Genomic DNA, 12,586 nt, shown 5'->3' with positions numbered 1-12,586 from the left:
CGTCAAGACCTCCGAAGCTCCGCCCCGTCCGTCCGTCCCGCATCCCGTCAGCGCCTCAGCGCCGCCGGTGAAGGGGGATTTAAGGTTTGATGCAGGAAGCCGCAACCCCTTTTTCGCACGGATTGTCGATTTCCCCAAGATAATCTTTGAATTGCAATAATATCAATAAGTTAGGATGCATCCCGAAATGTGTGCCCCCTGTTTTGCTGATTTCATCCCGGAGAATCGGGCCCTGCAGACACCACCACAAGGGCCGGTTGATAGAGCAAAGCCGAGTCAACGTGCCGGCTGCCTCCGATATTCGTCCAAGCGGGGAGCCATTCAGCGCCGCTGAACCGCCCTTCTCGCGAATCCGCACAGCCAGATTCGAAGATGGGTATGGGCAAGAACGGGAAAACCACCCGAGTCGGCAAAATAATGGTAGCAAAGCCCGCGCATCAGCCTTGGCGAAGCATCCGGAAGAGAGCGGAGGCCCCCCAGCCTGCGCCAATCGCAATCGCGAGGGACATGAGGCCGTAGAGAATCGCGTTCTCGCGCGACAGGACGTAGAGCCAGCGTTCAAGGCCCACTTTGCGCACATCGATGACGGTCTCATAACGCGACACGACCGCGCCATTGCGGGTCAGGAAAATGCGCGTGACGTAATCACCTTCGGTCAGGTTCGCCGGCAGGTCGATAGATGTCTGAAAGAGCGTCTGCTCGCTCAGCTCGACCGCGCCCTCGCGCACCTGGTAGGCCCCGCTGCGCTCGCGGATGCGGATCACCGCGTCAGTGAAGCTTTGCGTATCAGACACGCCGCCCGGCGCCCCGACCGACCGGATGGCGCGCGGGATCGAAATCTTGTGACGCAGATCCTCGACATTGCTCAGCACCTCGGGCCAAGGGCCAGAGGTCGCCACGGCGTAAAAACTGGGGGCGGCATCAACCTGCACGGCATCTACATTCACCCAGATGCCTGCGCGGCGTTCCTTGCGGCGCACATCCAGCGGTTGGCTGGGCCCGGCAACGGCCACAACGACACCCAGCTCATCCGCGGGAATCGATTCCTCCCGCTTGATGGCGCCGAAGAGCAGGATTTCGGAGCCATCGAAGGTGGTGTCGATCGAGATACTGTTACGACTGAGGCCCAGCACCACTTCTTCGGCCCATAGCGGCAGAGCATAGACAAGACAGAAGAATGCCGCCCAGACCCGCATCATGGCCGCATGATCTCGCTGATCGAGTAGAGCTCGGCGGGGCGCAGGAGCAGGTCCAGGCCCAGCTTGAGGCACACCGCCAGCACAAGGATGGCCAAGAGAATGCGCAGTTGCTCGGCCTTCATCCGCGATCCGATCTGGGTGCCGAATTGCGCGCCCACGACACCGCCCACCAACAGAAAGAGCGCCAGCACCACATCGACGATATGGCTGGTCGTCGCGTGCAGCATCGTGGTGAACGCGGCGACGAAAATAATCTGGAAGAGGGAGGTGCCCACAACCACCTTGGTCGGCATCCCCAGCAGGTAGATCATCGCCGGCACCATTATGAAGCCGCCGCCGACCCCCATGATTGCCGCCAGTACGCCCACCGACATGCCGACCAGAACGGGCGGGATCACACTGATATAGAGGCCCGAGGTGCGAAACCGCATCTTGAGCGGAAGTTTCTGAATCCAGGTGTGCTTCTTGCGCGGCGCCACGGGGCCACCCTTGCGCTGACGCCGGATCGCCCGCAGACTCTCGACGAACATCAGCGCGCCGATGATGCCAAGGAATACGACGTAGAACAGCGTCACCAGAAGGTCGACCTGCCCCATCGCCTTGAGGTAGTTGAACAGCATCACGCCAAAGCCCGCGCCGATCAGACCGCCGATCAAGAGGACTGTGCCCATACGCAGATCCACCGCCTTGCGCCCGAAATGCGCCAGCACCGCAGAAAAGGACGAGGCGACGATCTGGTTCGCCCCAGTCGCCACAGCGACGGCGGGCGGGATGCCGATGAAAAACAGCAGCGGCGTCATCAGAAATCCGCCGCCAACCCCGAACATGCCCGACAAAACCCCGACCAGACCGCCAAGGCCCAGCAGCAGGAAGATATTGACCGAAACCTCGGCGATGGGGAGGTAGATCTGCATGTCCTGTCCTAGCCCTCGGCGAGTCTGTTTGGCAAGCGTTCGGCGCGTATCGAAGCGTTTTCCATCCAAGCTATCGCGCGCTTGCCAGCTTGCAGGCAGCCAGGACGAAAAATGCGCCGAGGCCAGCCTCGATCCAACGCCGCCCGTGCGCGTAGGCCCGGCGAATTGGCCCCGCAGACAGCAGCACCGCCCAGAAAGCGTGCGCCGCAAGCGATATGGCAAACGCGCCCGCAACGAAGAGCGTGATCACGGCGACGCCCCCGCCCTGCGCCGCCCCGACCGAGGCGATGGCCAGCCAGAAGATCAACGCCTTGGGGTTGGTAACCTGAAGCAGATAGCCGGCAAGGAACCGGCGTGGCAGGCTGCGCCGCCGGACCTCGCGCGCGGTGACGGTCGGTGGGCGCACCGCCTTGCGGAACGCACCATAGGCCAGCCATAGCAGATACCCCGCCCCGATCAGGCGCAGGATGCCCATCGCCCAAGCTGCCTCTCGCAGGATCAGGTCGACGCCCAGAAGCGTTGCGATATTGATCGTCGCGCTACCAGCCGCGATGCCCGTCGCCGCAACCAGCGCATCGCGTCGTCCTTCAGTCTGCGCCACGCCCAGCAACATCGCAACCGCCGGCCCCGGCGACGCAGCTGCAAGGATCAGGATCGAGTAGGCCGCAATGAACCCAGGTAGGTAAGCGCCAAGCTCACTCATGGCTCCAGCGCTTTGCTCAGAACTAGTGCATCAACCGGAGTGCCGCCGGGCCGCGCGTAATATCCAGCGCGGCGTCCGACCTCGGCATAGCCCGCACTGCGGTAGAGCGCGCGCGCAGCCGGATTGTCGGCTGCGACCTCCAGAAACTGATTTGCCGCGCCCATCCGGGCCGCTGCCGCTTCGACATCCGCCAAGAGGCGCGCGGCAATTCCCATCCGGCGATGGTCAGGATCAACCGCGAGTGTCAAAAGCTCGGCCTCACCGGCGATTACCCTGCTCAGCGCAAAACCTTCGGGGGCGCGGCAGAGGCAACAATGGGGCGCATCGACCAGATAGGCGAACTCCGCTGCGCTCCAACCACGCCCTGTCGGGGCGAAAGCGCGCGCATGAAGGCGCGCAAGGATTTCAGGCACGCTCATCCAGAATCACCGGGGGCGCATCGCGCGCAGGGGCGGCGTCCGCCTGCTTGAGGTAAAAGGGCGCGGGCGGTGTGCCGCCTTCCTGCCATCGCGTGCTGGCAATGCGCGCGATGGCCAATCCCGGCACATAGGCCGCGGGCCGATGCGGCACACCCAGATGCGCCGCGATCTCGGCCCCGGCAGATCCGATAGAGACCAGCCCCGGTTCGTCCAACTCCTGCGGCAGATCCTCGATCGTTACCAGCGCAGGGAGCAGATCACGCGCCATACGGTGCCCGGCGACATAAGCCTGCCCGCGCGGCGCGGCAATCGATGCGATGATCGGCCCGGCCGTGCCATGCGCCAGCGCATCCAGCAGCGTCACGCCGATCACCGGCACATCCAGCGCCAGCGCAAGCCCCCGCATCGCCGACACCGAAATGCGAATGCCGGTGAAATTCCCCGGCCCCGTGCCAACACCGATGGCCGACAGGTCACCCCATGTCGCGCCGCCGCGCGCCACGAGATCTTCCAGCATGGGAAACAGGGCCTCGACCTGCCCCTTGGGCATATCTTCATAGAGGTCAGAAACCACATCGCCGCCCTGCAAGAGGACGGCGCTGCAATAAGGACCGGAAGTGTCGACCCCGAGGATCAGAGCATCAGACACCGACCGGACGCACCTCTGTCACCTCCGGGATATAGTGGCGCAGAAGGTTCTCGATACCCATCTTCAGCGTGATGGTCGAGGATGGGCAGCCTGCGCAGGCACCCTGCATATGCAGATAGACAACGCCGCGATCGAACCCGTGAAACGTGATGTCGCCGCCATCCTGCGCCACGGCCGGACGTACGCGAGTATCCAGCAGTTCCTTGATCTGGACAACGATGTCACCATCCTCGCCCGTATGCTCGGAATGACCCGAAGGCGCGGTGCCGCCATCCTTCATGACCGGCTGGCCCGACTGGAAGTGCTCCATGATCGCGCCCAGAATTCCGGGCTTGATATGATCCCACTCGACCCCGTCGGCCTTGGTCACGGTGATGAAGTCATTGCCAAAGAACACCGCCGACACGCCATCGACAGCGAAGATGCGCGTCGCCAGCGGCGATGCGCCAGCATTCTCGGCTGACGGGAAATCCGCCGTTCCGGCGGGCAGGACGGTCTGCCCTGGAAGGAATTTCAGCGTGGCCGGGTTCGGAGTGGATTCGGTCTGGATGAACATGGGAAGCCCCCTGAATGGTCTGACATTGCATATGCGCCTCGCCGCGCCCCGAGTCAAGGATTGGAACGATTCTAAACTGCGGCGCGCGCTTCTTCTGGCGCAAAATATCCCCGCCGGAGGCTGAAAATTCGCAGAATTTTCAACATTATCAGGTGATCAGCTCCAGACGTTCCTTGCTGAGATCCCCCGGCACAATGGTGATCGGAATGGGCAGGCTGCCCGCGCTGCGGCTCAGCTGACTGACCAGCGGCCCCGGCCCCTTGCCATCCGCCGATGCGCCCAGCACCAGAACCCCCACTTCGGGATCCTCGGATATCTGGGCAACGATCTCGGCCACCGGCTCGCCCTCGCGGATGACCAGTTCGGGGCTCACCCCCTGCTTGTCGCGCATCCATTTGGCGAAGACCTCGAAATGCGCCTCGATCCGCTCGCGCTGTTCCTCGCGCATGATATCGCCAACGCCGATCCAGTGGTTGAACTCTTCTGGAGGGATGACCGCAAGAACCTTGACGCCGCCTTGCGTATGCGCGGCGCGCATCGCGGCAAAGCGCATGGCATTGAGGCATTCGCGGCTGTCGTCGAGGACGACCATGAACTTGCGCATCTCACTCTCCAGAATGGGCTGGGCGATCATGCCACCCGGTCCGCCCCCGCGCAAGACGGGGGCGCGAGGTCAGGCAATCAGGCCCCGTCCGCGCAAAAGCGCCTCGGGGCCCGGCATCTTGCCGCGGAACGCAAGGTAAAGCGCTTCGGCATCCACCGATCCGCCGCGCGAGAGGATGTTGTCTTCCAGCGATTTTGCCCGCGCCGAATCGAACGCCCCGTCCGCATCGGTAAAGGACTGGAACGCATCCGCATCCATCACCTCGGACCACATGTAGCTGTAATAGCCCGAGCTATAGCCGTCCCCCGCAAAGACATGCGCGAAATGCGGCGCCCCATGGCGCATGGTGATCGCCTCTGGCATGCCGAGCTCGCGCAGCACCTCGGTCTGCCGCGCTATCGCATCTCCGGGCGCGGCGCCCTCGTGAAACGCCAGATCGACCAGCGCCGAGGCAAGGTATTCGACCGTCTGAAATCCCATGTCATAGGTCGCCGCATCCAGCACCTTCTGAAGCAGATCCTTCGGCATCGGCTCGCCTGTCTCGGCATGCGTCGCGAATTCGGACAGCACCTCGGGCACTTCCAGCCAATGCTCATAAAGCTGGCTGGGCAACTCGACGAAATCCCGCGCGACGGACGTGCCGCTGACGCTCTCATAGGTCACATCCGACAGCATCTGGTGCAGCGCATGCCCGAACTCGTGAAACAAGGTGCGCGCGTCGTCATAGCTCAGCAGCGCGGGATCGCCCTTGGCGAAGTTGCAGACATTGATGACGACAGGGCCCTGCACCTCGGGGAATTTCGCCTGCCCGCGCATCGCGCTGCACCATGCGCCCGACCGTTTCGAGGCTCGCGCGAAATAGTCGCCTATGAACAGGGCAACATGCGCGCCATTCCGCGTCACCTCCCACGCCCGGCAGTCGGGGTGATAGAGCGGCACATCCACCGGCTTGAACTCCAGCCCGAACAGGCGATGCGCACATGCGAACGCCGCCTCGATCATGCGGTCCAGCTGCAGATAAGGCTTCAATTCGGCCTCATCGAGATCATGCTCGGCCTGTCGGCGCTTTTCCGAGTAATAGCGCCAATCCCACGGCGCCAGATCGCCGTTGATGCCGTCCTCATGCATCATCTTCGTCAGCACCTCGGCATCACGCTCCGCCTGGCGCTTGGCGGGGGTCCAGACCTGCATCAGCAGGTCGCGCACGGCGTCCGGCGTGCCCGCCATCTCGGTCTCCAACTTGAAAGCGGCAAAGCTTTCATAGCCCAGCAGCTCGGCACGCTCCTCGCGCAGGGCTAATGTCTCATTCGCAATCGCGCGGTTGTCCGTCTCGCCTCCGTTCGCACCTCTAGCGCTCCACGCGGCAAAGGCCTGCTCGCGCAGATTGCGGCATGGCGAGAATTGCAGGAAGGGCACGATCAGCGACCGCGATAGCGTGATCACCGGCTGCTCGAGTCCCTTTTCTTTTCCAGCCTCTTGCGCGTTGCGCACCAGAAAATCCGGCAGGCCCGTCATTCCCTCCTCGTCCAGCTCCATGTGCCAGCCTGCCTCGTCAGCCAAGAGATTCTGCGTGAACTGCGTTCCCAGCTCGGCCAGACGCGCCATGACGGCCTGCATCCGCGCCTCTTCCGCGCCGGTCAGGGCCGCGCCGCGCCGCCGAAACCCCCGATGCGTCAGCATCAGAACGCGTGCCTGCTCTTCCGTCAGGTCCAGAGCGTCGCGCGCCTCCCACAGCGCCTCGATCCGCGCAAACAGCGGCTTTTGCGCATAGATCCAAGAGGAATAGGCCGCCAGCTTGGGCGCGAACTCACGCTGCAGCGCCTGGCGCGCGGGATTGCTGTCGGCGCCCGCAACGGTGAAGAAGACGCTCAGCACCTGGTCCAGCGCTTTGCCTGACGCCTCCAGCGCCTCGATCGTGTTAGCGAAGCTGGGCCCTTCGGGATCCTCGGCAATCGCCATGATCTCGGCCCGGGCCAGCGTCAGCGCGGTTTCTAGCGCCGGGGCGAAATTTGCATCCTCAATCCGGTCGAAGGGCGCAATGGCAAAAGGCGTGTCCCACGTTCCCAAGAGCGGGTTGGTCATGTATCCTCCTTGGCGCCGCAAACCGCACAATCGCGGCGGCGCTCGATCTTGATGCGGCGCGCGTCGGCGTAAAGCGCGTCATAAATGAAAAGTGTCCCGCGCAGCGGCGCGCCCGCCCCGGCAATCAGCTTGATCGCCTCATTCGCCATCATCGACCCTATAACGCCGGGCAGCGGGCCAAGCACGCCTGCCTCGGCGCAGGACGGCGCCAGCCCCTCGGCCGGGATCTCGGGGAAGACGCAGGCATAGCAAGGCGCGTTCGATGCGGGATCAAAGACACTCAGTTGCCCCTCCCATTGTGTCATCGCTCCCGAGATGAGGGGCTTGCTCGTGGCCACGGCAGCCCGGTTGACCAGATGGCGGGTCTCAAAATTGTCCGATCCATCCATGACGATGTCGTAATCGCCAAAGAGATCGGTGGCGATATCCTCGCTCAGACGGCGCTCGTAGGGGCGGACCGTGACATGCGGGTTCAGCGCGCGTAGCGCCTCGGCAGCCGAATGCACCTTGGGCATTCCGATATCGCGGTCGCGGTGAATCACCTGCCGCTGCAGATTGGACAGATCGACAGCATCGTCGTCGATCACCCCGATCGTGCCCACCCCGGCGGCGGCCAGATATGTCAGCACCGGCGCGCCCAACCCGCCCGCGCCGATGACCAGCACGCGCGCGTCCTTGAGCGCGCGCTGCCCCGGCCCGCCGATCTCGCGCAGCACGATATGACGCGCATAGCGCTCCAGTTCGACCTCGGAAAAGGCACCGGATTCTTCCGGCTCAATGCGGTCCATCGTGGCCTCAGCGCGCCCGCGCACGCGGCGCAGCCCGGCCCGATAGGCCAGAACCAGCGCAATCAAACCTCCGAAGAGCAGCCACGGCGCGGCACTCTCGCCCGTGGCAACGCGTAGCGGGCTCCCCGCCGGCAGAACCAGATGCAAGAGAACAACGCCTACCCATAGCATACCAATCATCGTCCAGCGCATGCGCCGGGGCGTGTGCAGAACTGCGCCCAGCCCCCAAAGCCCCACCGCCAAGATCAGGACAAGCGCCATCAGCCGCGCCCCGTCGAGCCAAAGCCGCCCGCGCCACGCGCCGTCTCGTCCAGCGTTTCGGCCTGCTCGAAGGCAACCCGTGTCACCGGCGCGACGACCATCTGCGCAATCCGGGTACCATGCTCGATCTCGAACGCCTCGGCGCCAAGGTTGACCAGGATCACCCCGACCGGCCCGCGATAGTCACTATCAATCGTGCCCGGCGCGTTGGCGACGGTCACCCCGTGCTTCAGCGCCAGACCGGAGCGCGGCCTGATCTGAACCTCATAGTCCTCGGGGATCGCCATGCGCAGGCCGGTGGGCACCAAAGCCCGCTTGCCGGGCTCCAGCGTCATGCCGCCCACGCCGGCGCCGAAATTCGCGCGCAAGTCGGCCCCGGCTGCGCCCGCCGTCGCATAGGCGGGCAAGCCCAGCGCCCGGTCCGCGCCCGCGTCCCAGCTCAGCACTACCGTGACCATCCCGCAGACCTTTCATCGTTCCAAAAGTGCTCAAATTCCACGGCTCGCCCCGCGCGCCGCGTCCCAGAGCATAGTGCCACCGCGCCCGATGTCACATCGGCACCAGCGCCCAGTAATCAAGGTCCAGCAGGACACCCGGCAGATACCTCCCATCCTCGCCCTTGAGTGCACCCGCCGCGCCGCCCTTGGTGGCAACAAGGCGCAAGCGCAGCGCGCCGACACCCGGCGCGGATGTCTCGGCCCGGTCCAGAACCTCGCTCCAGGCCCGCACCGTGTCGCCCGCGTGGCACGGATTGGCATGCGCGCCGCCATTGAGGCCCACGATCATCTGCGCATTGGCCAGCCCGTTGAAGCTGAGCGCGCGCGCCATCGAGATCACATGCCCGCCATAGATCAGCCGCCCGCCCTCGCGGGCGGTGCTATCGAAATGCACCTTGGCGGTGTTCTGCCAAAGGCGCGTGGCCAACATGTGCTCGGCCTCCTCGATGGTCACGCCATCGACATGGTCGATCACCTCGCCCACGGCATAGTCGCCCCAGCGATGCGGCTCGCCCGCGAGTGTGAAATCATAACCGCTGAAATCGAGACCCTCGGGCACGACCAGCTGCTCGGCGCTCAGCGCCGGGGCCAGATCGGGGATCACCGTCTCGGGCGCGGGTGCACCCGCATCCCGCTTGCGCACCATGACCCAGCGCACATAGTCCAGTACCGCCTCGCCATGCTGGTTGGTGCCTCGCGTACGCACCCAGACAACGCCCGATTTACCGTTCGAATTCTGCTTGAGCCCGATCACCTCGGACACCGAGCGCAGCGTATCGCCCGACCAGACCGGCGCCAGCCAGCGCCCTTCGGCATAGCCCAGATTGGCCAGCGCGTTCAGCGAGATATCGGGCACCGTCTTGCCAAAGACCGTATGGAAGGCGATCAGATCATCGAGCGGCGACGACGCCAGCCCGCACGATTGCGCAAACACGTCCGAGGAATAAAGCGCGTGACGCGCGGGATAGAGCGCGTGATAGAGCGCCCGCTCACCCCCGCCGACAGTGCGCGGCACCGCGTGTTCGATCACTTGGCCGACGCTATAATTCTCGAAAAAACGGCCCGGATTGGTCTTGCTCATTGCTCGCCCAGCTTGACGTCCGGCGCGTAGACGCCGGGGGCTTCCTTGGTCACGGCCTGGCCGCAACGCATCACGCCATTGGCCTCGTCATAGGCATAGGTCGGCGTTCCATAAAGCTCCCATCCCTTGTTCAGGGCATCGGTGACCTTGTGGCAAAAGGCCGATGTGTCGTCGGCGCTGAGAAAGCGGTAGAGTTTCATGTCGTCCTCATCAGAATTGGCGGGTTATCCGAAGGTTGGATAGCCCAGCGCGTAATGTACCGCCACGATACCGGCATACACCACCAGCGTGGCAACCACGGCAATCAGTTCCTTGCGAGCGGGCTTGGCGGGCGGGGGCGTCCAGTTAGGCTCGGCCCGATTGATCAGGATTACCTCGACCACGGCCCAGGCCAGAAGGCCGCCGAACAGAATGAAGGAGGCCACGTCTCCATTGACCAGAAGATGCGACAGCGCCCAGATCTTGACCGCGCCCAGCATCGGATGGCGCATCTTGCGCGCCAGCGCGGTTTTCATGCCCGACACGGCAAAGAGATAGACCGAAAGCAGCATCAGTAGATTGTTGATGCCCACGGTGGCAGGGTGTCGGCCCCAGAAATTGGCCCCATCGGACATGCGGTAGCCGATGACCATCAGGATCACGCCCGCCAGCAGGACCAGCGTGATCGGCCCTCGGCCCTTGGCGCCCATCCGTGCCCGAGCATCCGGAGCCAGCCGCTTGAACAGGTGTCCAACGCTCCAGAGGGCAAGGCCCAGTATCAGTATCGCGATGCCCATCAGGTCGTCTCCAGTTCAGCCAAGATTTGCGCCTTGGCCAATATGCGCCGCGCGGCGACGACGTGCAAATTCTCTACGATGGTGCCGTCGACCACCGCCACCCCCTCGCCCGAGGCCTGGCTGGCCTCATGCGCCGCGATCTGGCGCCGCGCGAGGTCAATCTCGGAGGTGGTCGGCGCAAAGGCGCGGTTCGCGCCCTCGATCTGCGCCGGGTGGATCAGCGTCTTGCCGTCAAAGCCCAGGTCGCGCCCCTGCTCGCATTCCGCGGCCAGCCCGTCGCCATCGCGAAAGCGGTTGTAGACGCCGTCGATGGCAATGATGCGCGCCGCACGCGCGGCCATCACGATGGTCTGCAGCGCCATCATCAGCGGCAGGCGGTCGGCTCGGGTGCGGCTACCCAGATCCTTGGTCAGATCATTGGTGCCGGTGACCAGCGCCGCGACCCGCCCGTGCGACGCGATATCGCGCGCGTTGAACACGCTGACGGGCGTCTCCATCATCACCCAGATCGGCATGTCGTCGCCCAGAAGGTCCACCAGATTGTCGACATCCGAGCGGGTATTGACCTTGGGCAGCAGAACCGCATCCGCGCCCGCGTCCTTCAAGCTGCGCACATCCTCAAGCCCCCATTCGGTGGTCAGGGCGTTAATCCGCACGATCTTGGCCCGGTGCCCATAGCCACTGCTCCCCAGCGCGGCGGCCAGCGAGGCGCGCGCTTCCGCCTTGGCATCCGGGGCCACGGCATCCTCGAGATCAAAGATGATGGCATCGCAAGGCAGATCCCGCGCCTTCTCCAGCGCGCGTTCCTTCGACGCGGGGATATAGAGGACGGAACGATAAGGGCGGGTGGCGGCGTCCATGCGGCTCTCCTGCGGGTCGGGGAAACATTGTTGCGCAGGGATGCCATTTTATGGCGCATTTGTTCAAGGGATTTCTCGCCGCAGCGCAGAACCGGAACTGCCAGATCAAGCCTGCCGCAGCGCAGCACCCTTGCGCGCGGGGGCAAATAGGACTACGCCCACGGCGGAAATTCTTTGCCAATCGGAGGTAATACCCATGGCCAGACCCAAGATCGCGCTGATCGGCGCGGGACAGATCGGTGGCACGCTCGCCCATCTCGCCGCCATCAAGGAACTGGGCGATATCGTCCTGTTCGACATTTCCGAAGGTGTGCCCGAGGGTAAGGCGCTCGACATCGCGGAATCCGGCCCGGCCGAGGGCTTTGATGCCACGCTGAAAGGCACGCAATCCTACGCCGATATTGCCGGCGCCGATGTCTGCATCGTCACCGCAGGCGTGCCGCGCAAGCCGGGCATGAGCCGCGACGACCTCTTGGGTATCAACCTCAAGGTGATGAAATCCGTCGGCGAGGGTATTGCCGCCCACGCGCCGAATGCTTTCGTCATCTGCATCACCAACCCTCTTGATGCGATGGTCTGGGCGCTGCGCGAGTTCTCCGGCCTGCCGCATGAAAAGGTCTGCGGCATGGCGGGCGTCCTGGACTCTGCGCGCTTCCGCCACTTCCTCAGCCTCGAATTCGGCGTATCGATGCGCGACGTGTCGGCGTTCGTTCTGGGCGGGCATGGCGACACGATGGTGCCGCTGGTGCGCTATTCGACCGTCGCGGGCATCCCCCTGCCCGACCTGATCGAGATGGGCTGGACCACTCAGGAGAAGATGGACGCCATCGTCCAGCGCACCCGTGACGGCGGCGCCGAAATCGTCGGCCTGCTGAAAACCGGCAGCGCCTTCTACGCGCCCGCCACCTCGGCGATCGAGATGGCGGAGGCCTATCTCAAGGACCAAAAGCGCGTCCTGCCCTGCGCCGCGCATGTCGATGGCGCCTATGGCCTCAATGGCTTCTACGTCGGCGTACCCACTGTGATCGGCGCAGGCGGCATCGAGAAAGTGGTCGAGATCAAGATGAACAAGGACGAGCAGGCCATGTTCGACAAATCGGTCAGCGCGGTCAAAGGTCTGGTCAAGGCCTGCAAGGACATCGACAACACGCTGGCCTGAACGGCCCCGCAATAATCTGTCCTACGAAGGCCCTGGCA

Annotated in this window: 15 protein-coding genes; 1 reads left to right on the top strand and 14 read right to left on the bottom strand. The window is 64.2% G+C overall.

The window, feature by feature from the left end; all coding sequences use genetic code 11:
• Positions 1-437: 437 nt before the first annotated feature.
• From ACEWPM_RS10845 to ACEWPM_RS10780, 14 genes are all read right to left on the bottom strand, one after another.
• The gene (locus tag ACEWPM_RS10845; RefSeq protein ID WP_393961993.1) at positions 438-1,199 is read right to left on the bottom strand and encodes a TIGR02186 family protein; all 762 of its coding nucleotides are present in this window, start codon (positions 1,197-1,199) and stop codon (positions 438-440) included.
• Positions 1,196-2,113 carry a sulfite exporter TauE/SafE family protein gene (locus ACEWPM_RS10840; protein WP_393961994.1) on the bottom strand — a complete coding sequence of 306 codons (918 nt, stop codon included), beginning with the start codon at positions 2,111-2,113 and terminating at the stop codon, positions 1,196-1,198. Before ACEWPM_RS10840 ends, ACEWPM_RS10845 begins: the two co-directional genes overlap by 4 nt.
• A 70-nt stretch (positions 2,114-2,183) precedes the next feature.
• The gene (locus tag ACEWPM_RS10835; RefSeq protein ID WP_393961995.1) at positions 2,184-2,816 is read right to left on the bottom strand and encodes a LysE family translocator; all 633 of its coding nucleotides are present in this window, start codon (positions 2,814-2,816) and stop codon (positions 2,184-2,186) included.
• Entirely contained in the window at positions 2,813-3,235 is a 423-nt protein-coding gene (locus tag ACEWPM_RS10830; RefSeq protein ID WP_393961996.1) for a GNAT family N-acetyltransferase, read from the bottom strand. The genes ACEWPM_RS10835 and ACEWPM_RS10830 overlap by 4 nt, the downstream gene beginning before the upstream one ends.
• Positions 3,222-3,884 carry a tRNA (adenosine(37)-N6)-threonylcarbamoyltransferase complex dimerization subunit type 1 TsaB gene (gene tsaB, locus ACEWPM_RS10825; RefSeq protein ID WP_393961997.1) on the bottom strand — a complete coding sequence of 221 codons (663 nt, stop codon included), beginning with the start codon at positions 3,882-3,884 and terminating at the stop codon, positions 3,222-3,224. Before tsaB ends, ACEWPM_RS10830 begins: the two co-directional genes overlap by 14 nt.
• A complete protein-coding gene (locus ACEWPM_RS10820; RefSeq protein WP_393930267.1) occupies positions 3,877-4,440 on the bottom strand; it encodes a NifU family protein in 564 nt (187 codons plus the stop codon). The genes tsaB and ACEWPM_RS10820 overlap by 8 nt, the downstream gene beginning before the upstream one ends.
• A 148-nt stretch (positions 4,441-4,588) precedes the next feature.
• A complete protein-coding gene (locus ACEWPM_RS10815) occupies positions 4,589-5,044 on the bottom strand; it encodes a universal stress protein (RefSeq protein WP_393962204.1) in 456 nt (151 codons plus the stop codon).
• Positions 5,045-5,113: 69 nt separating this feature from the next.
• The gene (locus ACEWPM_RS10810; protein ID WP_393961998.1) at positions 5,114-7,126 is read right to left on the bottom strand and encodes a M3 family metallopeptidase; all 2,013 of its coding nucleotides are present in this window, start codon (positions 7,124-7,126) and stop codon (positions 5,114-5,116) included.
• Positions 7,123-8,175, bottom strand: coding sequence for a HesA/MoeB/ThiF family protein (locus tag ACEWPM_RS10805; protein ID WP_393961999.1), 1,053 nt, complete (start codon positions 8,173-8,175; stop codon positions 7,123-7,125). Before ACEWPM_RS10805 ends, ACEWPM_RS10810 begins: the two co-directional genes overlap by 4 nt.
• Positions 8,175-8,633, bottom strand: coding sequence for a dUTP diphosphatase (dut, locus tag ACEWPM_RS10800; RefSeq protein ID WP_393962000.1), 459 nt, complete (start codon positions 8,631-8,633; stop codon positions 8,175-8,177). Before dut ends, ACEWPM_RS10805 begins: the two co-directional genes overlap by 1 nt.
• Before the next feature lie 91 nt (positions 8,634-8,724).
• Positions 8,725-9,753 carry a MaoC family dehydratase gene (locus ACEWPM_RS10795; protein WP_393962001.1) on the bottom strand — a complete coding sequence of 343 codons (1,029 nt, stop codon included), beginning with the start codon at positions 9,751-9,753 and terminating at the stop codon, positions 8,725-8,727.
• Positions 9,750-9,953 carry a DUF1737 domain-containing protein gene (locus tag ACEWPM_RS10790; protein ID WP_393962002.1) on the bottom strand — a complete coding sequence of 68 codons (204 nt, stop codon included), beginning with the start codon at positions 9,951-9,953 and terminating at the stop codon, positions 9,750-9,752. Before ACEWPM_RS10790 ends, ACEWPM_RS10795 begins: the two co-directional genes overlap by 4 nt.
• A gap of 24 nt (positions 9,954-9,977) precedes the next feature.
• Positions 9,978-10,523, bottom strand: a complete 546-nt coding sequence (locus ACEWPM_RS10785) for an NnrU family protein (protein WP_393962205.1) — start codon at positions 10,521-10,523, stop codon at positions 9,978-9,980.
• 5 nt (positions 10,524-10,528) lie between these two features.
• Positions 10,529-11,389: an HpcH/HpaI aldolase/citrate lyase family protein gene (locus tag ACEWPM_RS10780; RefSeq protein WP_393962003.1), complete on the bottom strand. Its 861-nt coding sequence runs from the start codon at positions 11,387-11,389 to the stop codon at positions 10,529-10,531.
• Between the two features lie 196 nt (positions 11,390-11,585).
• Between ACEWPM_RS10780 and mdh the strand changes: the two genes are divergently transcribed.
• Positions 11,586-12,548, top strand: coding sequence for a malate dehydrogenase (gene mdh / locus ACEWPM_RS10775; RefSeq protein WP_393962004.1), 963 nt, complete (start codon positions 11,586-11,588; stop codon positions 12,546-12,548).
• Positions 12,549-12,586 lie beyond the last annotated feature (38 nt).

The sequence above is a fragment of the Roseovarius maritimus genome (genome assembly GCF_043355895.2).
GTDB classification, from domain to species: domain Bacteria; phylum Pseudomonadota; class Alphaproteobacteria; order Rhodobacterales; family Rhodobacteraceae; genus Roseovarius; species Roseovarius maritimus.
This window is presented reverse-complemented; position numbering and strand designations above follow the sequence as displayed.

Coding starts and splice junctions, on each gene's coding strand:
- dut (WP_393962000.1), bottom strand. CDS start 8,633: ATGGTCACGGTAGTGCTGAGCTGGGACGCGGGCGCGGACCGGGCGCTG.
- ACEWPM_RS10810 (WP_393961998.1), bottom strand. CDS start 7,126: ATGACCAACCCGCTCTTGGGAACGTGGGACACGCCTTTTGCCATTGCG.
- ACEWPM_RS10805 (WP_393961999.1), bottom strand. CDS start 8,175: ATGGCGCTTGTCCTGATCTTGGCGGTGGGGCTTTGGGGGCTGGGCGCA.
- ACEWPM_RS10845 (WP_393961993.1), bottom strand. CDS start 1,199: ATGATGCGGGTCTGGGCGGCATTCTTCTGTCTTGTCTATGCTCTGCCG.
- ACEWPM_RS10815 (WP_393962204.1), bottom strand. CDS start 5,044: ATGCGCAAGTTCATGGTCGTCCTCGACGACAGCCGCGAATGCCTCAAT.
- ACEWPM_RS10840 (WP_393961994.1), bottom strand. CDS start 2,113: ATGCAGATCTACCTCCCCATCGCCGAGGTTTCGGTCAATATCTTCCTG.
- mdh (WP_393962004.1), top strand. CDS start 11,586: ATGGCCAGACCCAAGATCGCGCTGATCGGCGCGGGACAGATCGGTGGC.
- ACEWPM_RS10835 (WP_393961995.1), bottom strand. CDS start 2,816: ATGAGTGAGCTTGGCGCTTACCTACCTGGGTTCATTGCGGCCTACTCG.
- ACEWPM_RS10795 (WP_393962001.1), bottom strand. CDS start 9,753: ATGAGCAAGACCAATCCGGGCCGTTTTTTCGAGAATTATAGCGTCGGC.
- ACEWPM_RS10830 (WP_393961996.1), bottom strand. CDS start 3,235: ATGAGCGTGCCTGAAATCCTTGCGCGCCTTCATGCGCGCGCTTTCGCC.
- ACEWPM_RS10820 (WP_393930267.1), bottom strand. CDS start 4,440: ATGTTCATCCAGACCGAATCCACTCCGAACCCGGCCACGCTGAAATTC.
- ACEWPM_RS10790 (WP_393962002.1), bottom strand. CDS start 9,953: ATGAAACTCTACCGCTTTCTCAGCGCCGACGACACATCGGCCTTTTGC.
- ACEWPM_RS10780 (WP_393962003.1), bottom strand. CDS start 11,389: ATGGACGCCGCCACCCGCCCTTATCGTTCCGTCCTCTATATCCCCGCG.